This window comes from Arthrobacter sp. AOP36-F1-5, from assembly GCF_058137995.1.
On the sequence record NZ_CM176892.1, the window covers coordinates 3,066,635 to 3,087,933 of the forward strand.

Annotated in this window: 20 protein-coding genes; 3 read left to right on the forward strand and 17 right to left on the reverse strand. The window is 68.7% G+C overall.

Going from position 1 to position 21,299, the window contains the following annotated elements:
* Window positions 1–3 precede the first annotated feature (3 nt).
* Both metE and AC3ZI9_RS14055 read right to left on the reverse strand, forming a co-directional pair.
* Window positions 4–2,394 carry a 5-methyltetrahydropteroyltriglutamate--homocysteine S-methyltransferase gene (gene metE, locus AC3ZI9_RS14050; RefSeq protein WP_444566823.1) on the reverse strand — a complete coding sequence of 797 codons (2,391 nt, stop codon included), beginning with the start codon at window positions 2,392–2,394 and terminating at the stop codon, window positions 4–6.
* A 63-nt stretch (window positions 2,395–2,457) separates the two neighbouring features.
* Window positions 2,458–3,393: a methylenetetrahydrofolate reductase gene (locus tag AC3ZI9_RS14055; RefSeq protein ID WP_444554847.1), complete on the reverse strand. Its 936-nt coding sequence runs from the start codon at window positions 3,391–3,393 to the stop codon at window positions 2,458–2,460.
* Window positions 3,394–3,884: 491 nt separating this feature from the next.
* Here AC3ZI9_RS14055 and AC3ZI9_RS14060 point away from each other — a divergent pair, with 491 nt between their 5' ends.
* On the forward strand, window positions 3,885–4,877 hold the full coding sequence (locus tag AC3ZI9_RS14060) for a zinc ribbon domain-containing protein (protein ID WP_444554846.1): 993 nt from the start codon (window positions 3,885–3,887) through the stop codon (window positions 4,875–4,877).
* A 6-nt stretch (window positions 4,878–4,883) separates the two neighbouring features.
* Here AC3ZI9_RS14060 and AC3ZI9_RS14065 read toward each other — a convergent pair whose 3' ends face one another.
* From AC3ZI9_RS14065 to AC3ZI9_RS14110, 10 genes are all read right to left on the reverse strand, one after another.
* Window positions 4,884–6,170, reverse strand: a complete 1,287-nt coding sequence (locus AC3ZI9_RS14065) for an MFS transporter (RefSeq protein ID WP_444554894.1) — start codon at window positions 6,168–6,170, stop codon at window positions 4,884–4,886.
* A 5-nt stretch (window positions 6,171–6,175) separates the two neighbouring features.
* Window positions 6,176–6,616 carry a MarR family winged helix-turn-helix transcriptional regulator gene (locus AC3ZI9_RS14070; protein WP_444554845.1) on the reverse strand — a complete coding sequence of 147 codons (441 nt, stop codon included), beginning with the start codon at window positions 6,614–6,616 and terminating at the stop codon, window positions 6,176–6,178.
* 155 nt (window positions 6,617–6,771) lie between these two features.
* Window positions 6,772–8,721, reverse strand: a complete 1,950-nt coding sequence (locus tag AC3ZI9_RS14075) for an NHL domain-containing thioredoxin family protein (RefSeq protein WP_444566822.1) — start codon at window positions 8,719–8,721, stop codon at window positions 6,772–6,774.
* 131 nt (window positions 8,722–8,852) lie between these two features.
* Window positions 8,853–9,686, reverse strand: a complete 834-nt coding sequence (locus AC3ZI9_RS14080) for a hypothetical protein (protein WP_444554843.1) — start codon at window positions 9,684–9,686, stop codon at window positions 8,853–8,855.
* Window positions 9,676–11,814: a bifunctional copper resistance protein CopD/cytochrome c oxidase assembly protein gene (locus tag AC3ZI9_RS14085; protein ID WP_444554842.1), complete on the reverse strand. Its 2,139-nt coding sequence runs from the start codon at window positions 11,812–11,814 to the stop codon at window positions 9,676–9,678. The genes AC3ZI9_RS14080 and AC3ZI9_RS14085 overlap by 11 nt, the downstream gene beginning before the upstream one ends.
* 94 nt (window positions 11,815–11,908) lie before the next feature.
* The gene (locus tag AC3ZI9_RS14090) at window positions 11,909–13,186 is read right to left on the reverse strand and encodes a Dyp-type peroxidase (RefSeq protein ID WP_444566821.1); all 1,278 of its coding nucleotides are present in this window, start codon (window positions 13,184–13,186) and stop codon (window positions 11,909–11,911) included.
* A complete protein-coding gene (locus AC3ZI9_RS14095) occupies window positions 13,186–13,719 on the reverse strand; it encodes a copper chaperone PCu(A)C (RefSeq protein ID WP_444554840.1) in 534 nt (177 codons plus the stop codon). Before AC3ZI9_RS14095 ends, AC3ZI9_RS14090 begins: the two co-directional genes overlap by 1 nt.
* Window positions 13,720–13,895: 176 nt before the next feature.
* Window positions 13,896–14,588 (reverse strand): copper resistance CopC family protein, encoded by a 693-nt coding sequence (locus AC3ZI9_RS14100; RefSeq protein ID WP_444566820.1) that lies wholly within the window; start codon window positions 14,586–14,588, stop codon window positions 13,896–13,898.
* 47 nt (window positions 14,589–14,635) lie between these two features.
* Window positions 14,636–15,274, reverse strand: a complete 639-nt coding sequence (locus AC3ZI9_RS14105; RefSeq protein ID WP_444554838.1) for a hypothetical protein — start codon at window positions 15,272–15,274, stop codon at window positions 14,636–14,638.
* Window positions 15,275–15,429: 155 nt separating this feature from the next.
* Window positions 15,430–15,714, reverse strand: a complete 285-nt coding sequence (locus AC3ZI9_RS14110) for an HU family DNA-binding protein (protein WP_087001218.1) — start codon at window positions 15,712–15,714, stop codon at window positions 15,430–15,432.
* A gap of 306 nt (window positions 15,715–16,020) precedes the next feature.
* Between AC3ZI9_RS14110 and AC3ZI9_RS14115 the strand changes: the two genes are divergently transcribed.
* Window positions 16,021–16,695, forward strand: coding sequence for a DnaJ family domain-containing protein (locus AC3ZI9_RS14115; protein ID WP_444554837.1), 675 nt, complete (start codon window positions 16,021–16,023; stop codon window positions 16,693–16,695).
* 102 nt (window positions 16,696–16,797) lie between these two features.
* Here AC3ZI9_RS14115 and rpsN read toward each other — a convergent pair whose 3' ends face one another.
* From rpsN to AC3ZI9_RS14135, 4 genes are all read right to left on the reverse strand, one after another.
* Window positions 16,798–17,103, reverse strand: coding sequence for a 30S ribosomal protein S14 (gene rpsN, locus AC3ZI9_RS14120; protein WP_087001213.1), 306 nt, complete (start codon window positions 17,101–17,103; stop codon window positions 16,798–16,800).
* Window positions 17,104–17,107: 4 nt separating this feature from the next.
* A complete protein-coding gene (rpmG, locus tag AC3ZI9_RS14125; RefSeq protein WP_087001211.1) occupies window positions 17,108–17,275 on the reverse strand; it encodes a 50S ribosomal protein L33 in 168 nt (55 codons plus the stop codon).
* A 1-nt stretch (window position 17,276) separates the two neighbouring features.
* Entirely contained in the window at window positions 17,277–17,513 is a 237-nt protein-coding gene (gene rpmB / locus AC3ZI9_RS14130) for a 50S ribosomal protein L28 (protein WP_087001209.1), read from the reverse strand.
* Window positions 17,514–17,948: 435 nt separating this feature from the next.
* A complete protein-coding gene (locus AC3ZI9_RS14135) occupies window positions 17,949–18,422 on the reverse strand; it encodes a MarR family winged helix-turn-helix transcriptional regulator (RefSeq protein WP_444554893.1) in 474 nt (157 codons plus the stop codon).
* A 177-nt stretch (window positions 18,423–18,599) separates the two neighbouring features.
* Between AC3ZI9_RS14135 and AC3ZI9_RS14140 the strand changes: the two genes are divergently transcribed.
* A complete protein-coding gene (locus AC3ZI9_RS14140; RefSeq protein ID WP_489923701.1) occupies window positions 18,600–20,477 on the forward strand; it encodes an acyl-CoA dehydrogenase family protein in 1,878 nt (625 codons plus the stop codon).
* Window positions 20,478–20,488: 11 nt separating this feature from the next.
* On the opposite strand, the gene AC3ZI9_RS14145 is transcribed toward AC3ZI9_RS14140, so the two are convergent.
* A complete protein-coding gene (locus AC3ZI9_RS14145; protein WP_444566819.1) occupies window positions 20,489–21,223 on the reverse strand; it encodes a class I SAM-dependent methyltransferase in 735 nt (244 codons plus the stop codon).
* Window positions 21,224–21,299 lie beyond the last annotated feature (76 nt).

Sequence of the window (21,299 nt, forward strand, 5' to 3'; positions counted from 1 at the left end):
GGATCAGGCTCCGGCGACGACGGCCGGTTCCCCGGCGGTGAGCCCGCTGCGGGCGGATCTCGCCGCGGCCACCAGATGGCGCAGCGACTCCTCGGTTTCGGCGTAGCCGCGGGTCTTCAGCCCGCAGTCGGGGTTGATCCACAGCCGGGAGGCGTCCAGCCCCTGCAAGGCGGTGTCGATGAGCCCGGCGATCTCCTCCTCGGTCGGCACCCGCGGGGAGTGGATGTCGTAGACCCCGGGCCCGATGCCGCGGCGGTAGCCGAAGCCGGCCAGGTCGGCGACGACCTCCAGGCGGGAGCGGGCCGCCTCGAGGCTGGTGACATCGGCGTCGAGACCGTCGATGGCGCTGATGACCTCACCGAATTCCGAATAGCACAGGTGGGTGTGGATCTGGGTGGCATCCCCGACCCCGGAGGTGGCCAGCCGGAAGGCGGAGACGGCCCAGTCGAGGTAGGCGTCCTGGTCGGTGGCCCGCAGCGGCAGCAGTTCACGCAGGGCCGGCTCATCGACCTGGATGATGGCCGTTCCTGCCTCCTCGAGTTCGGCGATCTCCCCGCGCAGGGCCAGGGCCACCTGGTTCGCCGTTTCGGCCAGCGGCTGGTCGTCGCGGACGAAGGACCAGGCCAGGATCGTCACCGGTCCGGTGAGCATCCCCTTGACCGGGCGGGCCGTCAGCGACTGGGCGTAGCGGGTCCATTCCACGGTGATGGCCTCGGGCCGGATCACGTCCCCCCACAGGATGGAGGGCCGGGTGCAGCGGGACCCGTAGGACTGGACCCACCCGTGCTCGGTGGCGGCGAAACCATCCAGGTTCTCGGCGAAGTACTGGACCATGTCGTTGCGTTCGGCCTCGCCGTGCACCAGCACGTCGAGGCCGATGTCCTCCTGCAGTTCGATCACCCGAGCGATTTCACGGCGCAGGAACTGCTGGTAGTCGGCCTCGGACAGGGTTCCCTTCCGCGCCGCGGCGCGGGCGGTGCGGACCTCGGTGGTCTGCGGGAAGGAACCGATGGTGGTGGTCGGCAGCAACGGCAGCGACAGGCGTTCGCGCTGGTCTCCGGCCCGGGCTGCGGCGTCGCCGCGTTCGAAGTCCGCCGGGGCCAGCGCGGCGGTACGCGCCCTCACAGCCTCGAGGTGGACGCCGGCGCCGTGTTCACGGGCGGCCCGCGCCGCGGTGGCGGCGTCGAGCTGCGTCCGGATGGCCCCGGAGCCTTCGGCCAGGCCGCGGGCCAGGGTCAACACCTCGGTGGCCTTCTCGTCGGCGAAGGCCAGCCAGTCGGCCAGGTCAGCGGACAGGGAGGTTTCCACGTCGAGGCGGTGCGGGACGTGGAACAGCGAGGTGGTGGTGGCCACCGAGGGGGCCGTGGTGGTCTCCGCCAGGTTCTCCAGCGTGCCCAGCGAGGCGTCGAGGTCGTTGCGCCAGATGTTCCGTCCGTCGACGATCCCGGCGACGAAGCGGGTCCCGAAGGCCCCGATGCGCAGCAGCGTCTCCGCCTGGGGCAGGGCCCCGCGCCGCAGATCCGCGTGGACGGCGTCGACCCCGAGTTCGGCCAGCACCGCCAGGGTCTCCCCCGGGGTGTCCCGCGACCCGGCGGTCCCGTAGCCGGTGGTGACCAGCACGGCAGGACGGTGTCCGCCGTGGTAGGAGGTTCCGCCGTCGTCGGCGGCCAGCAACGAACGGTAGGCGCGTTCGACGGTTCCCGTATGGGCGGCCCCGCGGTCGGTGACCAGACCGGGTTCGTCGAGCTGGATCCATTCGGCCCCGGCATCGGCCAGGGCGGCGAGGATCCCGCGGTAGGCGGCGACGACGTCGTCCAAGCGGTCGAGCGGGTCGAAGCCTTCCGGTGCCCCGTCCTCGGCCTTGGCCAGCAGCAGGTAGGTGAACGGTCCGACCAGGACCGGGCGCAGCGTCCTGCCGGCCCGCCGGTGCCCGGCGATCAGGCTGGTCAGTGCGTGGGCCAACGGGGCGAAGGGGGTCTCCGGGCCGATTTCGGGCACGAGGTAGTGGTAGTTGGTGTCGAACCATTTGGTCATTTCCAGCGGCTGGCGCTCGGCATCACCGCGGGCGAGGGTGAAGTAGCCCTCCGTGTCGATCGATCCGTCGGGACCTGCCAGGTCCGCGAAGCGGGCCGGCAGGGCGCCCAGGGCGACCGTGGCGTCCAGGACCTGGTCGTAGAGGGAGAAGTCGGCCGGGATGGAGGAGTCGGTGGCGGAGAGGCCCAGTTCGGTCAGCCGGGAGATGGTGCCCTCCTGCAGCGCCTGGCTGGCGGCCTGCAGTCCGGCCGCGTCGAGCCGTCCGGCCCAGTGGGCGTCCAGTGCCTTCTTCAGTTCGCGGTTCGGTCCGATGCGCGGGTAGCCGAGGATGGTTGCTGCGGGGAAGTTCGCGGTGCTCATGGTGGTGCTCCTGTCGGTGGTGGTCATTGGGTGGGTGGTTCGGTGGGGCGGTGGTGACGCGGCTCAGGCGGGTACTGCCGTGAGCCGGCCGTACTGCGGGGCGGGATCGCCGAACCGGCCGGTGAGGCCGAGGCGGTCGACCACGTCCAGCGGGCCGCGGTGGTCGTTGAAGGTGTACAGATGCAGACCGGGGGCCCCGTCGGCCAGGGCGCTGCGCCCGAGCTCCACCGCGGTTTCGACTCCGATCCGGCGGCGTTCCTGCCCGTCGCGGGCGGCTTCCAGCCGGTGGGCCAGCACCGGGTCCGGGGCGATGCCGGCCAGTTCGCTGAGTCGGGTCAACCGCCGGACGGAGTCGAAGGCGATCAGCCCGGGCACGATGGGGATGCCCACCCCCGCCTCGCGGGCGCACTGCAGGAGGTGGGCGTAGTCCCCGGGACGGAAATACACCTGGCTGATGGCGAAGTCGGCGCCGGACCGTTCCTTGGCCAACAGCACTTCGACGTCGTGTTCGAAGGACGGTGATTCGGGGTGGCGTTGCGGGTAGGCGGCGACGCCCACGGAGAGCCGTCCGCCGCAGAGGGCGGCGGAGTGGCTGCCCTCCACGTCGCGGATGAGTTCGATGAGGTCCCCGGCGAAGGGCAGGTCCCCCCGCGAGGTGCTTCGGTCCTCTGGCAGGTCCCCGCGCAGGGCCAGGACCCCGCGGACCCCCAGGCCGATGAGGCGTTCGACCAGGGACGTCAACGAGGCCCGGCTCTCCCCGACGCAGGTCAGGTGGGCCAGCGGGCGCAACCGGGTGTTGGCGGCCAGATGCCCGACCAGTTCCAGGGTGGCTTCGCGGCGCTGTGGTGCCCCGCTGTAGGTGACGGCGACGTAGTCGGGTCGGGCGGCCGCCAGTTCCCCGATGGTCTTCACGACCTTCGGGACCGCCGCGTTGTCCAGCGGCGGGTAGAGCTCGAAGGACAGGGCCGGTGGGGCCGTGCCGTTGCTGTCATGGGGCATGTGGTTCCTCGCAGTGTCGGTGCGAGGGAGCGCACCGGCCTGCGCCGGATCGAACGATCCCCCGGGGCCACGGGCGGCCGTGGTTCCGAGGGGTCCGCGGATGCGTCTCCATCGCTTCTGGCGGGAGCACCGGTCGCCTGGTCCCCGGTCCTTCCGGGGGGCGGTGGTTGCTGCGGCGTCGTCGATCCAGATCTCTCGGCCGCTCTTGATGGGTTGGTCCAACCATCTAACGCAGCCCCGCAGCGCCACGGCAAGCGGCGTCGACCCGGCCGCGTCATGATCGGGAACATGACCCGATGTTGCGCGGATCCGAGCCCGTACGGCGTCATCCGGGGCCCGGGGCCCGTCATATGACGGCTCCATGACGGGAGGCCTCGGCAGGCGGTGGCGGGCGGGCCCACAGCGCCCTATCCTCGCGCGCGTCGCCGGTTCCTGCCTCGCCGTCGTCGGGGGTCCACCGCGGCGCCGGCATTCCCGGTAACGTGGAGCAGGTGAAAAACGCTTCCCCGCCCATCCGTGTCCTGGCCGCCTGGCTGGCCGCACTGATGGTCCTTGCCGTGGCCGCGGTCATCACCATCACCCTGGTGAACCAGAAGGTCTTCAGCCCCGAACAACAGGTGGGCCAGTACTTCTCCCTGCTCCAGGAGGGCGAGGGCGAGCAGGCGATGGGGCTGCTCGATCCGGAAACCCCGCAGGGCAACTCCGTGCTGCTCGACGGCGAGGCGCTGCAGGCCTCCGTGGAACCGATCCAGGATTTCCAGGTCGAAGACGCCCGGGAGGTCACCGATGGCGCGGTGGAGGTCGCCACCAACTACACGGTGGACGGGCAGAAGCACCAGACCATGTTCCATCTGAAGCGCAGCGGCCGGGACTGGCTGTTCTTCGACCGCTGGCATTTCGCCGCGACCGACATGCCGCAGCTCTCGGTGTCGGCCGATACCACCAACCAGGTGCGCGTCAACGGCGAGGATGCCCCGCTGACCAAGGGCACCGCCAAGCTTCCGGTCTTCCTGCCGGCCGTGGTCGACGCCAGCTACCGCGAGAAGTACTTCCAGGGGGCCAAGCGCCGGGTCGTCGTCGATTCCCCCTCCGCGGCGGGGACCGATGGGTTGGAACTGACGACGAAGCCGACCAAGGAACTGGTCCAGGAAATCGACGACCAGTTGCATGAATATCTCGATGATTGTGCCGCCCAGCAGGTCCTCAAGCCCGCAGGATGCCCGCTGAGCTACAACACCGAATCCCGGGTGGCCGGCGATTCGATCCATTGGAAGATCACCGATTACCCCGAGGTCAAGGTCGGCCCGTACGACGGCGGATGGGTCCTGCGCTCGCTGAAGGTCGGCACCTCGTTGAATCTGGTGGAGCAGAACCTGATGACCGGTGCCAAGAGCGGGAACACCGTCAGGCACGACTTCGGGTTCACCGCCAAGCTGGAGGTCTCCGGGGACTCGGTGACCGTCACCCCCGTCGTCGGGGACTGAACCGGACTACGCCGTCGGTTTCCCGCTGCTGGTGGGGACCCCTCCCCCGCGGGTGTCCTGGGGGTCCTGGGGGTCCTCGACGGTGGCGAAGACCGGTTTGTTCAGCTTGCCCTTGCGCACATGCTGCAGCGCCCAGAGCCCTGCGGCCAGGGCGATGAGCCCTCCGGCCGCGATCGACCAGCGGGCTCCGAATTCGGTGCCGAGCCAGCCCACCAGCGGGGCACCGATCGGGGTTCCGCCCTGGATGACCATCACGTAGATGGCCAGCACCCGGCCGCGGAACCGCGGTTCGACGGAAAGCTGGATCGAGGTGTTGCAGCTGTTCAGGAACGTCAGGGAGGCCAGCCCGACCGGGACCAGGGCGATGGCATACAGCCAGAACGTCGGCATGACCGAAGCGGCCGTGGTGAAGACGCCGAAAAGGATCGCCCCACCGATCAGGTAGCGCAGCCGGAACCGTCCCCGGCGGGCCGCCAGGAGGGCCCCACCCAGGGTGCCGACGGCCATGACCGAACCCAGCAAACCGTATTCGCCCGGGCCCACCCCGTAGACCCCGGTGGCCATCATCGCGTTGGTGATCTGGAAGTTCAGTCCGAAGGTGCCGATCAGGCCGGCCAGGACCAGGATCATCACCAGATCGGGGCGGCTGCGCACATAGTGCAGCCCCTCGCGGATCTGTCGCTTCCCGCGGACCGCCGGTTTGGGGGTGTGGAGCAGTTCGGGCTTCATCTTCCAGATCGAGAACAGCACGGCGGCGAAGCTGGCGGCATTGATCAAAAAGGCCGGGGCGGTGCCCACCGCGGCGATCACCAGGCCGGCGACCCCGGGGCCCGCCAGCCGGGCCAGGTTGAAGGAGGCGCTGTTCAACGCCACCGCGTTGGGGACGTCGTCGGGGCCGACGATCTCCGAGACGAAGGCCTGCCGGGCAGGAGAGTCGAAGGCGCTGGCGAGGCCGAGCACGAAGGCCAGGGTGTAGACATGCCATAGTTCGGCGGTTTCGGTGAGTACGAGCAGCCCCATGACCAGGGCGCAGAGGCCCATGACGCTCTGCGTGACCAGCAGCAGCTTGCGTTTGTTGTACCGGTCGGCGACCAGTCCCGCATAGGGGCCCAGGAAGAGGATCGGGACGAACTGCAGACCGGTGGTGATGCCGGCGGCCGTCCCCGAGTTGTCGGTGAGGATGGTGAGCACCAGCCAGTCCTGGGCCACGCGCTGCATCCAGGTGCCGATGTTGGACACCAGGGCACCGGAGACCCACAGCCGGTAGTTCGGCGATCCCAGGGCCTTGAACATCTTGCTCACCAGGCGTTCATCTCCTTGAGGAGTTCGGCGGCGCGCCCCAGGACGGCCCGGTCGGCGGGGCCCAGCTCGGCGACGTGCCGTGAGAGCCAGGCGGTGCGCTGGCCCCGGACGTCCTCCACGATGGCCCGGCCTGCGTCGGTGATGGCGATGAGGACCTGCCGGCCGTCCTCGGGGCTGGTCCTGCGTTCGACGTAGCCTTGTTCCTCGAGCGCCTTGGCGATCCGGGTCATCGAGGGCGCCTGGACGCGCTCTCGCTCGGCCAGCTGGCCCAGGGTGCGCGGTTCCTTCCCGAGGCAGATCAGGACCGAATACTGTCCTGCGGTGACCGCCCCCGCCCCGACGTCGACCCGGAGCCGACGCGATACACGCATGATCGCCACCCGCAGGTGGACGGCGAGGTCGTCATCGACGACCGGTTCGGGGGCATTCGGGGACACTGGACTCCTGGTCTCGATTCCGGGGCGGACGGGCGGCATCCACCACGGGGAATTAGTTGCTTAGCACTGCTAACCATACTCCGCTGGTTTCCCGTGCGCCATGGTTCCCGTCACGAACCCGGGAGCGCTCCGTCATGGAGCGCCCCCGCAATGACTCAGTCCAGTCCGCGCAGATCCAACGTCAACCCGTCATCGCCGTCCCGACGCAACACGACCGGGATGCCCCAGTCCTGCTGGTACAGGTGGCAGGCGGCATGATCGGGGATCGCTCCCCCGGCTTCGCCGTCGCAGGCCGCGGCGCGGGCCGTGATGTGCAGGACGCCCTCGGGGACCTCGGGGTTCAGCTCCAACTGCCGGTGCAGCCCGGTGGAGGTCCCCCCGCCGGAGAGGAGCAGTTCCTCGGGTGAAGAGGAGATCTTCAGCTGGGTGGGATCCCCCCACCGGTCGTCGAGCTTCTGCCCCGTCGGAGCGGAGAAGCGCACGCTGATCCGGTGCCCGCCCGGGGCGACCGGAGTCTGCGGGCGCTGGGTCTGCGAGGCTCCTTCGTCGACGCTGAGCGCCTCATGGGGCAGCGGCAGCCGGACCAGCCGGTGCTGGTTCGTCTCGACCACCAGCAGGACGGGGTCCCCGTCGAGCGAGGTGTCCAGCAGGACGTCCGAGGGCTCGGCGAGGTCACGGGCCAGGGTGGTAACCGACGACGTGCCCGGATCGTAGCGGCGGACCGCCCCGTTGTAGGTATCGGCCACCGCCACCGAACCATCCGGCAGCACGGCCACCCCCAAGGGGTGCTGCAGGCGTGCCTCGGCGGCCTGGCCGTCACGGAACCCGAAGTCGAAGAGCCCGGTCCCGATGGCCGTCTCGACCGTGTCGACGGATCCTGACTGGCCCACGCGCAGCACGCGCAGGGCCGAGGTCTCGGAGTCCGCCACCCAGATCTCCCCTGCGGGCCCTTCGGCCAGTCCGGAGCTCTGGGCGAACCAGGACCTGCCGGGGGCCCCGTCCTCCAGGCCTTCGAGCCCGGTGCCGGCGAAGACGTCCAGGGCCCCGGTCACCGGGTCGAAGGCGAATATCTGGTGGGTTCCGGCCATCGCGACGATGACGCGGGAGGCCTTCGCGGACCAGAGCACGTCCCAGGGCGAGGACAGCGAGGTGTTCAGCGGGTCGTCCCCGAGATCGCTGATCCAGGCATCCGGGTCGTTCGCCGCCTCACCGGCGGCGAGTGCCTGTTCGGCGTCGAGCAGGCGTTGGATGCCGTTGCCGGCGACCGTGGTGACGTTGCCCGTGGCCAGGTCCACCCCGCGCAGCCGGTGGTTGACCGTGTCGGCGACGACCAGGTCGTAGCCGGTCCGACCGGCGACCTCGGCGGGCAGCAGGGCCAGACCCTGCGGTTCGTTGAAGGAAGCCGCCTGCGCCGTACCGTCGGCGTGACCGCGTTCCCCGGAACCGATGGTGCGCAGCACCGTCTTCAGATCCGAGTCCAGTTGCACGATCCGGTGGTGTCCGGTGTCCCCGACCAGGAACGTGCCATCGGGCAGGGTCAGGACCTTGCCCGGGAAGCGCAGGTCCCCTTCCCGCGGGGCGGGGGCGACGTACGGGCCGTCTCCGCGGTTCAGTGTTCCCTGGGCCTCGTGTTCGGCCACGAGCTCCTCGATGAGCGATTCCAGGCCCGGGGCATGGCCCTCCCCGGAGAGGTGGGCGGCCACGTAGCCCTCGGGGTCCAACACCACCAGGGTCGGCCAGGCCCGGGCCGAGTAGGCCTGCCAGGTCTCCAGTTCCGGGTCGTCCAGCACCGGGTGGGCGATTTCGTAGCGTTCCACGGCGGAGGCGAGGGCGACGGGGTCGGCTTCGTGTTCGAACTTCGGGGAGTGGACGCCGACGATGACCAGCAGGTCCCGGTACTTCTCCTCCAACGGGCGCAGTTCGTCGATCACATGCAGGCAATTGATGCAGCAGAAGGTCCAGAAATCGAGGATGACGATCTTGCCGCGGAGTTCCTTCAGCCCCAGTTCCTTGCCGCCGGTATTCAACCAGTTGCGGCCCACGAGCTCGGAGCCGCGCACCCGGTAGGCGGCACGGACTGAATCGGTGGTGGAATCTGCACTCATGTAACGGCTCCCGTTGGTAGTTGGCTGGCATGGGGTCCCAACCCCAGTATGGCTTCAGTTGTTCCCGGCAGCGGGATCGATGACGCCCCACGGCACCGGAACCCGCCGGTGCGCAGGCCGCGTGGGCCGGCTCAGCCCAGGTCGTTCAGCGTGGCGGTCAGGATCCCGTCGGCCATGGTGGCGAACTTCGGGTCGTCGATCCCGCGGGGCCCGATGAACGAAACCATCGCGACCTGACCCGCCCGTTCGCCGATGAGGACCAGTGCCTGCTGTTCCAGCTCGCTGCCCGTCGAGGCCCTGCTCCAGAGCAACGCCGATTCCGCTCCGGCCTCCGGGCTGGTTTCGGGGGCGCTGCTACGCAGGGGGACCTCGGATCCGGAGATCGACAGGGTCACTTCGGAGCAGTCCCCGAGCATCTGCTTCACGGTGGCATAATGCTTGCGCAGCTGGGCCCGGTCGGTGACCCGGGCGACTTCGATGGATCCGGTGGCTTCCACCCCCTCGGCGGCGAAGTCGGTGCGGGCCGGGTCCTGGCCTCCTTGGGCCGGGGACCAGTTCAGCTGCCGGACCGCGTCCAGGCAGGAGGCCGGCTTTACGGTCGCCCCTTCCAGGGTGTCCTGCGGATCCGCGGACAGGGACTCCAGTTCGGCATCGGAGGCCACCGCGGAGAGCGTGAAGTTATAGGAGGCCGCCCGTTCCACGCCGGCGGCCACGGCCTCGGCGGCAGCACCCGAGGGGGCGGGCCGCGAGGAGGCTGCTGCCGGCGGGGCCGTGGCACTGCCCGACCCCTCGGCGGCCTCCCCCGAGGCGGTGGACTCGCCCCCGGCGTCGGAGGAACAGCTGGTCACCGCGATCACGATGGCGACGATGAGGACCGCCAAGGCCAACCAGCGGGCCACGACCAGTGCCGTCTTCTGGGCCCGGACCCCCGGCGGGGGTGTCCTGCCGGCTGGTTTACCTGCCACTGGCGTCGTACCTCCGGTCCTGCTCCTTCAGTTGCGCGAACATCTGGTTGTAGGCAGCCAGATCGGCTTCGTTGTTACGATCGGCTTGTCGGTCCCGGCGCACGGCTTCGCGGGTGTCGGACCGGTTCCAGGTCACCACCACCCCCAGAGCCAGCATCAGCGTGGGTACCTCGCCGATCCCCCACATGGCCCCGGCCCCGAGCTTCTGGTCGGCCAGGGGGGTCGGGCCCCAATCCCGGCCCATGTTGCCGAACCAGCTGGCCTGCATCAGCGATTCGCTGCCCATGATGGAGACGCCGTAGAAGGCGTGGAAGCTCATCGTGGCCAGCAGGATGACCAGCCGCATCGGGTAGGGCGCCCGGCGGGGCAACGGATCGCCGTCGATCATGTTCAGGGCGAAGATGTAGCCGGTGAGCAGGAAGTGCAGGTTCATCAATTCGTGCCCGGTGTGTTCGGCCAGGGCGAAATGGAAGGCGTCGGTCGCGTAGAACAGCACGATCGATCCGGCGAAGTTCGCTGCCGCGAACAGCGGGTGGGTGACGAGTTTGGAGAACCGCGAGTGGATCCCTGCGAGCATCCATTCACGGGGCCCACGAGTCCCGTCGGCGCGTGCGGGGATGGCCTTCAACGCCAGGGTCATGGGCGTGCCCAGGACCAGGAAGAACGGGGCCACCATGGTCATCGCCATATGCCCGACCATGTGCATGGAGAACAGGACGACGCCGTAGACGGCCATCGCCCCGGAGGTGATGTAGAACAGGGCGATCAACCCCAGGAACCAGGACACCGTGCGCATCACCGGCCAGGAATCGCCGCGACGGCGCAGCGTACGGATCCCCTGGAGGTAGGCGATGGCCAGGAAGATGACCACGGCCAACCAGAGCCAGTCCATGCGCCAGACGGTCAGCCAACTGGATCCGGTCAGTTCCGGGGGCAGATCGTAGCCGGTGAGGATGCGCGCCGGAGTTGCTTCGGGGGGCAGTTCCTCGGGGACCGGAGGCGCGGTGCGCGACAGGGCCGTCGCCACCGCCATGGTCGCCGCCATGACGATCACTTCGCCGGCGACGATCCGCCAGGCGGTCGTGGTCGCCCGCAGTTTGCCGGCCATCAGCTTCGGGATGACCCAGCGCCGGTGTCCCAGCCCCATCAATCCCAGCACCAGGGTCAGTACCGCCTTGATCAGCACCAGACCGCCATAGCCGCTGAGCAGCTGCGACCAATGGTCCATGCGGACGGTGGCACTGACCACCCCGGAGGCGAAGACCACGAAGAAGGACATGGTCGCCAGGGCCGAAAAGCGGTGCAGGACGACGCCGGCGAGCACCGGCCGGGTGGAGGAGAACTTCCCGGGGGCCGGGGTCTGGAGCTGTGGGGCGACGCAGGCCAACACGACGATCCCGCCCACCCAGATGCACAGGCCCAGCAGATGCAGCAGGATCCCGTTGACCGCGCCCCAGTGGTCGTCGCCTCCGGCGGCGTGGCCGATCAAGGACAGCGGGATGATCCCGAAGAGCGAGAAGACGGCGCTCAGGCCCACCCCCACCGGGGAACGGACCACGAAGGCCAAGGAGCTGGCCACCGCGGCGATCACGATCATCCAGGCCCACGCCTGGCCCAGCGAGATGTTGAGGATGTAGTCCTTCATTGAGTCCGTGTAGGCGGCATCCGCTGAAAGCGGCAGGCCGGAGACGTCGGAGAAGGTCAGGATCAGCACGGCCACCGCGGCCAGGGTCCACACCATGGCCGCTCCGGCCGCGATGTTCATCGTCCGGGCGAAGGCCGGGTGCACCTCCCCACCGTCGGTCCCGTGCGAGCCCTTGCGGGCCCGATGCGGTTTGGTCGACCTCGGCAGGACGGTGGCCGCGAAGACCAGGGCCCCGATGGTGACGGCCATGGCGCTGTGGTGGATCAGGGTGGCAAAGGGCAACGCCCACCGGGTGAAGGCCCCCGGGTCCGAGAGTTCGGTGCCTTTCGCCGCCCCAGAGAACTGCAGGGCCAGCACGAGCACGAGGGCGCCGATCGGGATCGCCGGCAGCACCAGGTCGGGGCGCCACGTCGACGCGGGCCGACGTTCCGGGCCACGGGGGCCCGCGCCGGACACCTTCTCCGGTAGTACGCCCTGGCTCATCGTTGCATCCCTGTCCGCATGCCTTCCATTCTCTCACCTTCGACCCGGACCGCACTGCCGTCGTGGCCCGGCTCACCCCCGGGCCCGACGCCGCTCATCCGAACAACTCCTCCCCGATGAACCCGCCCTCGGGACACCCCGGAGGGATGGCGTAAACGGCCGATCCGATCGGGGTGGTCCATTCGTTGAGCATGTCCGATTCGTCCAGTCGACGCTGGATCGGCAGGAACTGGCGGTCCACATCGGCCTGGTAGGAGGCGAAGAGCAGCCCCGAACCTGGCAGCCCGTGGGAGTCCGCGGCCCCGTCGTCGTAATTATAGGCCCGGCGGACGATCTTCTCCCCGGGCTTCTGCGCCGTGGCCCGGGCGACATGGCTCTGCGGGGAAATGACCTTCAGACCCCCGTCGTCGGTGGCGCCCAGGTTCGGCACATCGTGTTCCTTGCTCCCGGTCAGCGGGGCGCCGGTGCTCTGGTGCCTGCCCAGTGCGAAGTCCCGGCCGGGCCGGTCGACCCGATCCCATTCGTCCAGGTCCATGGCGATCCGGCGCAGCACCAGCGAGGTGCCTCCCGGGGTCCAGGCCGGGATCCGGTCCCCGCCCCAGAGGGCCTGCTCGCGGGCCTCGCGCAACGGATTTCCGGTGCCGTCGAGCTGGCCGAAGAGGTTGCGCATGGTCGCCCCCTCCTCGGCCGAACCATAGGCGGTGCGGAATCCCGTCTGGATCCACCGCAACCGGGTGAAGGAGCGGGCGTCCTTGAGCAGCATCCGTTGGGCATGGGCCAGGGCCAGCGGGTCGTCCGAGCAGATCTGCAACAACAGGTCCGTCTGCCCGTACTCCTCGGTGAGTTCGTCGATCCCGAAGGCCGGCAACGGGCGCAGCCATTCGGGCTTCTGCGCCGGGGCGACGGCATCCAGCAACCCGGGGCCGAACCCGAACGTGATGCTCAAATTCGACGGGGAGACCGCCAGCTCCGGTTCGCTGTCCGCCAGCGGCGGGCGCCCGGCACACAGCCGGGACGCGTCGTCGCTGAGCAGACGCAGGAGTCGGCGGACATCGTCGGCCGGTGGATGCTTCCGGCCCTTCGGGGCCAGCAGGTCCAGCCCCACGAACCCCGCATGCGCCTGGGCGGTGGTGTCGACCCCTGCCTGCCGGTTCCCGTGGAACCCGACGGTCGAGCCCGCGTTGGCCCCGTCCTCGTCGCGGCCCGCCGCCGGTTCCGGGGCTTCCTCCGAGGCCAGGGCCGCCGCCGTTCCACCGGCCCCCGCGGCGGCACCCACGGCGGCGCCGGCCGCCCCGAACAGGAAGCTGCGCCGTCGCGGATGGCGCGGGGAGACGGGGCATCCTTCCCCGGGTGTTCCGTTGTCGGGCACCATTACTCCTGCTCGCCGTATGATTCGTCGGCGCCGCTGTAGTCCTTCGTGGTGAACGGGACCGTTGCCGTGGAGCCGTCCGCGTACGTCAACGTGATGTCCACCGGGTCCCCGGCCTTCAGTTCGTCCTTGAGCTTCATCAACATGATGTGGTCTCCGCCCGGTGCCAGCTCGGCGCTCTGGCCGGGGGCGATGCTGAAGCCGCCGTCCTTCTCCTGCATCGACATCGACCCGGAGGTACCGGTCATTTCGTGCAGTTCGACCATGCCGGCCTCGGGGCTCTCGGCCTTGACCAGCACCGCCTCGGAGTCGGAGGTGTTGGTCAGGGTTCCGAAGGAGCCGCTCATATCGGTGTCGGTGGCCTTGGTCCAGGTGTCCTGGACCTCCACGGCGTGGGCCTGATCGGTCGCGGTGGACGCGGAGGGGGTGGAACCGGCCTCTGCGGCGTTCCCGGCACAACCGGCCAGGGCCACGGCGGCGGCGGCGACCAGGGCGGCGGTTGCGGTGGTGCGGGGGGTGGGAAGGGTGATGTTCATGGTCTGGATCCTTGGGGTCGTGGCGCAGGGGCGCCGGAAGCTGTGATGGGTCGGCCCGGCACGCCCCGCAGGGGGCGGCGGAGGGCAGGGCGTATCAGCGGATCCGCGACCCCGGGACGTGCCGGGGCGTGCCGGGGCGTGCAGAGCCTACTGAGGTCCCTCGGGTGGGGGCTGGGCTACTTGCCCGAGCCCGACTGACGGCGCACCTTGGCGAATACGACGCCGGCGGCGGCGATGACGGCGACGGCGAGGATCACCCAGATCAGGGCGGTCGGCAGACCCCCGTCGCTGGAGGCCTGCTCATCCGGGGCCTGGGTCGCCGAGGTGTCTTGCGCGGCGGGGGCCGACAAGGCCGTGTTCTGGGTCCCCTCGGCGGCGGAGGAGGAGCCGGTCGCCGGTGAGGAGGAGGGGGTCGAGGCTTCGGCCTCGCCACCCTCCACGGTGAAGGTCAGCGCCTCGTTGTTGTCGCTGGTCCCCTCGATCGGGTGTCCGTCGCTGGAGACCGCACGCCAGGTGAGCGTGTAGTCACCGGCCGGCAAGGCCTGCCCGAAATCCACGGTGAGCACATTGCGGCTGACCGAGGTGTCGGCGTCGTACTTCTTGCCCTCGGCGTCGGCGAGGCTGACCTCCGTGCCGATCGACTTGAGTTCACCGCTGAAGTTCAGGTCCACGGAGTCCAGCGGCTCGGTAACGGTCGCCCCGTTCTTGGGAGTGGAACCGATCAGCGAATCATGGGCCAGCGCGGCCGGTGCGGTGCTCAGCGCCAGCCCCATCAGCAGGGCGGCGGCGGCAGCAGCGAGGATCGCACGAAGCGTGCCGGGCCGCTGGCGGACCGCTGTTCGGGGGGCATGGGGGTGTTCGGTGTTCATCTTTGTCCTTTGGTATCCCCGTCTGGCGGGGCCTGCGTTCGACGTCTCTAGGATGCGAAGGCGGGAAGGACGGGCGGACCCCGGTCACGCAAGGCGCGCAGTGGCACACCCAGGTCGGGGAGACCGGGGACCTGGACCCAGACCAGGCGCGGCGGCCCGATGGAGGCGATCGGTGGACGGGGGCGCAGGATCCGGCGCGGTACGGCCAGGCCCAGGACCTGCATCAGGGCCAGGACCGCCAGCCCGCCCTTGCGCAGCACCAGGATGGTCAGGATGGCCGCGACCACGTGGGCGATCCACATGCCCAATGCCATGGCGTTCGCGTCCTGCGTGGCCGCCCCGGTCAGCAGGGCGTCCGGGTCGACGGAGATCAGGTGGCCGGCATGGGCGCCGGTGCCACCGGCAGACAGCAGATGGTGGTCGTGGCCACCGTGATGGCCCCCGAGCATGCCGAAGGCCGAGTGGTAGATCCCCTGGCTGATCAGCACGGCAGCAGCGGTGCGCCAGAAGGAAAGGGCCCGTCCGGCCAGGGCGGTGCAGGCGGCCCCGGAGAGGGCCAGGATCAACGCCAGCAGCGCCGGTTCGGGAAGCGCGCCTCCGGCCACCGTATGCGAGGCGGCCGCCAGGGCGGTTGCGGCCAGGGCACCGAGCCATCCACGCACCAGGCGCAGGCTTCGATACTCCACGACGGCTCCCCTTCATCGGGCCCGGCGGCCCTTCATGATCCATCAGGGATTCTACGCCATGTAGAAGCTTCTGCCGAAGCCGGTCCGCCCGGAGCCAGAACAGGGCCCGTTCCACCACCTGGTGGAACGGGCCCTGTCGACCGCTGGTGCGGGAACTACTTCTTGGAGACGGCAGCCTTCAGCTTCGAGCCGGCGGTCAGCTTCACGGAGTGGCCTGCCGGGATCTGGATGGTCTCGCCGGTCTGCGGGTTGCGGCCGGTGCGGGCGGCACGGTCGGTGCGCTCGACGGCGAGCCAGCCCGGGATGGACACCTTCTCGCCCTGGGAAACCTGCTCGACGAAGGTGTCGAACACCGAATCCAGCACGGCGTTCACGGCGACCTGCGAGTTGCCGGTCTTCTCGGCGACGACTGCAACGAGTTCACTACGGTTCAAAGCCAATGTATTTCCTCCTGGACTAATTCGTGCCCGCCCGTTTCCGGCCGGGTTGCCCTGCGGTTGCGGGGACTACTGTGAAGGAAACTATCAGGCCTCACTGACGGACACGCCCAGTTTTGGGGCGTTTGGCCGGAATTTTTTCGATATTCCCTGCAAATTGGCGGTTTTTGGGTCCCGACCGGGTATTTGGGGTCTTCATCCCACCCCGGCACCGACGGCACCGATCCACTGGCGGAAACCCTTGAGGGCCGGTGTCACGGGTCGCTACGCTGGAGCTCAGGAACCATCGGATCCAAGGCGGTGCCCACGATGAGCCCAGAACCTACCGCGTCCCATGACGCCGCCCGGTTGCAGGCCGCCCGTTACCGCGACGCGCAGGACGCAGTGTTGGAACCGGCTCCCGTGGACGAGTATGAACGCCGTTCCGGGGAACTCTTCAGGGCCAAGGCCGAACAGGCGGGGATCGAGGTCCAGGGTGCCCCGGAGGCACCGCCGGTGTTCCACTCCACGGACTCCGCCGGGCAGGTCGCCACCCCCAGCATCGACCGGGCCATTGCCCGGGGGGATTTCGACCACCTCGCCTATGCGGGCCTGCCGCTGCCCTCGCTGGATTCCACCGACCCCGACTGGTGGATGAAGTCGCTCATGCGGCGGGAGCGGATCAGTGGGGTCGGCCCGCCGGCCCTGCTGCTGCGAACCGAGGACGCCGCCCTGGACGACACGCTCGATGCCTTGCCCGGCGAGTTGGCCGTCCGCGAGACCGTCACCGATTTCAACGCCCGCATCCGGGAGGCCCGGCGCCAGCTGCTGGGTGGCCCACCGGTGATCACCGACCCCCGGGACCCCGACGAGGAGATCCGGCGCTGGCGGGAACGCCGGGCCGTTGACGGGCCGCCCCGCTCCCCCGCCGGCCCGACCGGGACACCCCGGCCCGCGGGGCGGTGGCGCCGCCTCTGGGTCTGGCTCTGGTCGCCGTCGACCTAGGGCAATCCGCAGGCCGCGGTGGGCCATGACCTGCTCCTGGGATTAAAAAAACCCGGGGCCCCTTCTGTTGCCAGAAGGGGCCCCGGGGAAAATCGCTGGTGTCTACCAGGACGACTTGGTGATGCCCGGAAGTTCGCCACGGTGGGCCATGTCGCGGAAGCGGACACGGGAGATTCCGAACTTCTGGAACGTACCGCGCGGGCGGCCGTCGATGGAGTCGCGGTTACGCACGCGAACCGGCGACGCGTTGCGGGGCAGCTTCTGCAGGCCCAGGCGGGCCTCTTCGCGTGCCTCGTCGGTGGCGTTTTCGTTGATCAGGGTCTTCTTGAGCTCGGCACGCTTCGCGGCGTAACGCTCCACGATGACCTTGCGCTGCTCGTTGCGAGCAATCTTGGACTTCTTAGCCATGTGTTTAGCGCTCCTCTCGGAAATCGACGTGCTTGCGGACGACCGGGTCGTACTTCTTCATGACCAGACGGTCAGGGTTGTTACGACGGTTCTTGCGGGTCACGTAGGTGAACCCGGTACCGGCAGTCGACTTGAGCTTGATGATGGGGCGTACATCCTGGACTCTTGCCATGTTAGAGCTTCACACCTTTCGCCAGCAGGTCAGCGACAACGCGGTCGATGCCACGGGCATCGATGGTCCGAATGCCCTTGACCGACAAGGTCAGCGTGACATTACGGCGCAGGGACGGAACCCAGTAGCGCTTCTTCTGGATGTTCGGGTCGAACCGACGCTTGGTGCGGCGGTGCGAGTGGGAGATGCTGTGTCCGAAGCCCGGAACTGCACCTGTCACCTGGCATACAGCTGCCATGATCACTCCTCAGTAGTAGTAAATATTGGCGGTACTCGATAAAACAGATCACAGCGCGGTGTTGCTGCCTCTGAACCTGCGTTGAAGAGTCCCGCCACCAGTTGTGACACCGTGTATTACTGCGACGTGCGAAGGTAACCAGGCTGGGTGAGAACCAACCGAAGCGCCTTACTTGCGCGAAAGACGGTGAATACAGCGTCCAGGTTGAGCATTTTTCCCTACTCGGTCGGGACGCGTTATTCGGTTTACGGGCAACCACGCGATCCCCTTGACCCACTCCTCACGGAGCACGCCACGACGAACACGTGACTTAACGCCTTACCATCCTAGAACGGCGGGCCGCAGATGACAAACTGCAGGGTACGACGCCGGTACCCCTCTCCCGCGTCGACTCGCCGGTCCCTTCCGGGTCGCCGGCCGCCCCCACGGGAGTGCTCAGCGGAGGATCCAGTGCTGCGGGTCCATCCCGCCGACCAGTTTGCGTCCGATCCGGGTCAGATCCACGATGTCCTGCTCGTCCAACCCGTCGAAGACCAGCCGCCGCACCGACTCCACGTGTTCGGGCGCCAGGCCGCGCAGCATGTCCAGGCCCGGATCGCGCAGGTGGGCGACGCTGACCCGGGCGTCGTCGGTGCTCTGGGAGCGTTCGACCCAGCCGCGGCCCTCGAGCTTCTTCACCACATGGCTCAATCGCGACAGCGAGGCATTGGTTCGTCCAGCCAATTCACTCATCGGCAGCAACCGCCCCTCGGACTCCGAGAGCATCGCCAACACGTGGTAATCAAAGAGCGTGATGCGTCCTTGCCGGTGCAGTTCGGTATCGAGCAGGCTCGGCAATTGCATCGAAAGGGCCATCAGTGCCATCCAGCACTCACGTTCCTGGGCTGAAAGCCAGCGGGTCGCGGTCATGGAAACCATGATGACACATGAACATTCAGCTAAATCCACGCGGCCGCCACCGGGGAGGAACCCCTCTTGATCCGGCGGCGTAGCCTTGAGGGACAGCGTGTGGGCCACCGTCCCGCGGCAGGCCCCGGTGCTTTCCACCGCGCGGCCTGCGGCACGCCGAGGTCCGAGGGAGTGGTCATGGACGCCACCGTTTCCAGCAGCACGATCGATGAAAAAACCGCCCGCGCAGTGGCCGAAGCAGCCCGCGATGCCGGTGACGCCCGCCCGAGTTTCGCCCAGGGCCTGTATCTGGGCAAAACCGATTTCGGGCTCATCCACCCGCATCCACGCCCCACCGCCGAGCAGACCGAACGCGGCGAAGCCTTCCTGGCGAAGTTGCGGGAGGCCGTCGCCTCCTTCGACGGGCGCCTGATCGACCGTGAATCCCGCATCCCCGACGAATACATCACCGTCCTGAAGGACCTGGGGGTCTTCGGGATGAAGATCCCCACCAGGTATGGCGGGCTGGGCCTGACGCTGGCCTACTATGGCCGGGCCCTGATGCTGTTGGGTTCCATCAGTCCCAGCATCGGCGCCCTGGTCTCGGCGCACCAGTCCATCGGCGTCCCCGAACCGGTGAAGATGTTCGGAACCGCCGAGCAGAAGGACCGTTTCCTGCCCCGCTGTGCCGCCGGTGCCATCACGGCCTTCCTGCTGACCGAGAACGACGTCGGTTCGGATCCGGCGCGTCTGGGCACGACGGCGACCCTGGCCCAGGACGGGCAGTCCTACGTGCTCGAGGGGGCCAAGTTGTGGACGACGAACGGCTCGGTGGCCGATCTGGTCGTGGTCATGGCGCGGGTACTCCCCCACCCCGGCCCCGACGGCACCCGGGAACGCGGGGGCATCAGCGCCTTCGTCGTCGAAGCCGATAGCGAGGGCCTGGTGGTGGAGAACCGCAATGTGTTCATGGGCCTGCATGGCATCGAGAACGGGGTGACCCGCTTCCACGGCGTCCGTGTTCCGGCGGCCAACCTGCTCGGGCGTGAAGGCCAGGGATTGAAGATCGCGTTGAGCACGTTGAACACCGGCCGCCTGTCCATCCCGGCGCTATGCGCCGGGGCCGGGAAATGGAGTCTGAAGATCGCCTACATCGCGGCGACCTCGTTCGCCGTGGAATCCGTCTTCGAGCTCTCCGCCGCACTGGCGGACGCAGGCATGAAGGATGTGCGGATAGAGGCGGCCCTGGCGAAGCTGTTCTGCAGCGAGAAGACCTCGCAGATGGCCGACGAGCTGCTGCAGATCCGCGGCGGCCGGGGGTATGAGACGGCTGATTCCCTGGCGGCCCGCGGCGAACGCGCCGTGGCGGTGGAGCAGTTGGTGCGTGACCTGCGGATCAACAGGATCTTCGAGGGCTCCACCGAGATCATGCATCTGCTGATCGCCCGTGAGGCGGTGGACGCCCACCTGAAGGCGGCCGGGGATCTGGCCAGCCGGGATGCCACCACCCAGGAGAAGATCCGTGCCGCTGCCGGGGCCACCGGGTTCTACGCCAAATGGCTGCCGACCCTCGCCGCGGGTCCGGGCCTGTTGCCGACGTCCTATTCCGGGGCCGGAAAGCTGGCCCCGCATCTGCGGTACGTGGAACGGGCTTCGCGCCGGCTCGCCCGGCACACCTTCGCCGGAATGGCCCGTTGGCAGGCGGGACTGGAGACCAAGCAGGCCTTCCTGGGCCGGGTGGTGGACATCGGCACCGAACTCTTCGCCATGTCGGCGTGCGTCTCACGCGTGGAGTTGCTGCGCGAGACGGAGCCGGGGCGGGCCCACGGCGCCGCCCGGCTCGCAGACGCCTTCTGCCACCAATCCCGCCACAGGGTGGAGGCGCTGTTCGATGACCTATGGGAGAACTCCGATGCCACCGATGCCCAACTGGCCAAGGAAGTGTTGGCGGGGGACTACGAGTGGGCGGAGGAAGGGGTGATCGACCAGTCCGAAGGCACCGGTCCGTGGATCGCCGGCTGGTCCGATCCCGAAGAACACCGCCCGGATCTGCGCCACCCCTACGGAAGTGACTAGGGGCCGCCCGATCAGGCCTTGGACAGCGAGTGCAGCAGGTACCCGTAGTCCAGGGCGGTCCGGCCGGGGCGCGCGGCGATATGGGCGTCGGCGACCTCGGCCGGGAACTCCAGCCGCAGGACGGCGTCCCGGTCGGTCGCGGTCTCGAACCTCCAGCTGCTCATCACCTCGCGGGTGGTCGCCCCGCGGGTGGCCCACCAATCACGAATGAACTCCCCGGCGCCTTGGTAGGTCTGGGCACTATCGGAGGCACGCAGCAGTTCGGCGAACTCGCCGTTAGCCTGGTCGTTGTCGATGACCACCAGCGTCCCGCCCGGTTTGAGCACGCGCATCGACTCGCGCAGACCCGGAAGGCAGTCATTGGCCGGGGTCGGGAAGAAGTAGGCGAATCTGGCGTGGACCACGTCCACGCTGGCATCCTCCAATGGAAGGTGTTCCGCCGAACCGTGAAGAACCTCGACGTTGGTCAGCCCATCACGCTGGACCCGTTGCCGGGCCAATTCAAGCAGACCGGAATCGGGTTCGACGCCGAGGACCGAGCCCGCGGTCGACGCATAACCCGTCAGCCAGAATCCACTGCCGCAGCCCAGATCCACCACGGTGCGCCCCGAAAGATCGGCGGTCTCCTCGAGGGCCTGCCACAGGGTGCCTTCGTGGTCGATGGCCCGGTTTTCGATCTCATATAAGCCGGGGGCACCCGCCTGGTTCGGGGCCGGGGTGAAGTCCGTCAGCTGCGTGGTGTCCATCGTGACAGCATAGTTGCCTTCAACCATTTTCTTGTTGACACTGCTCGTCAGATGCGGCTCCGGCCTGCTGCGGGGC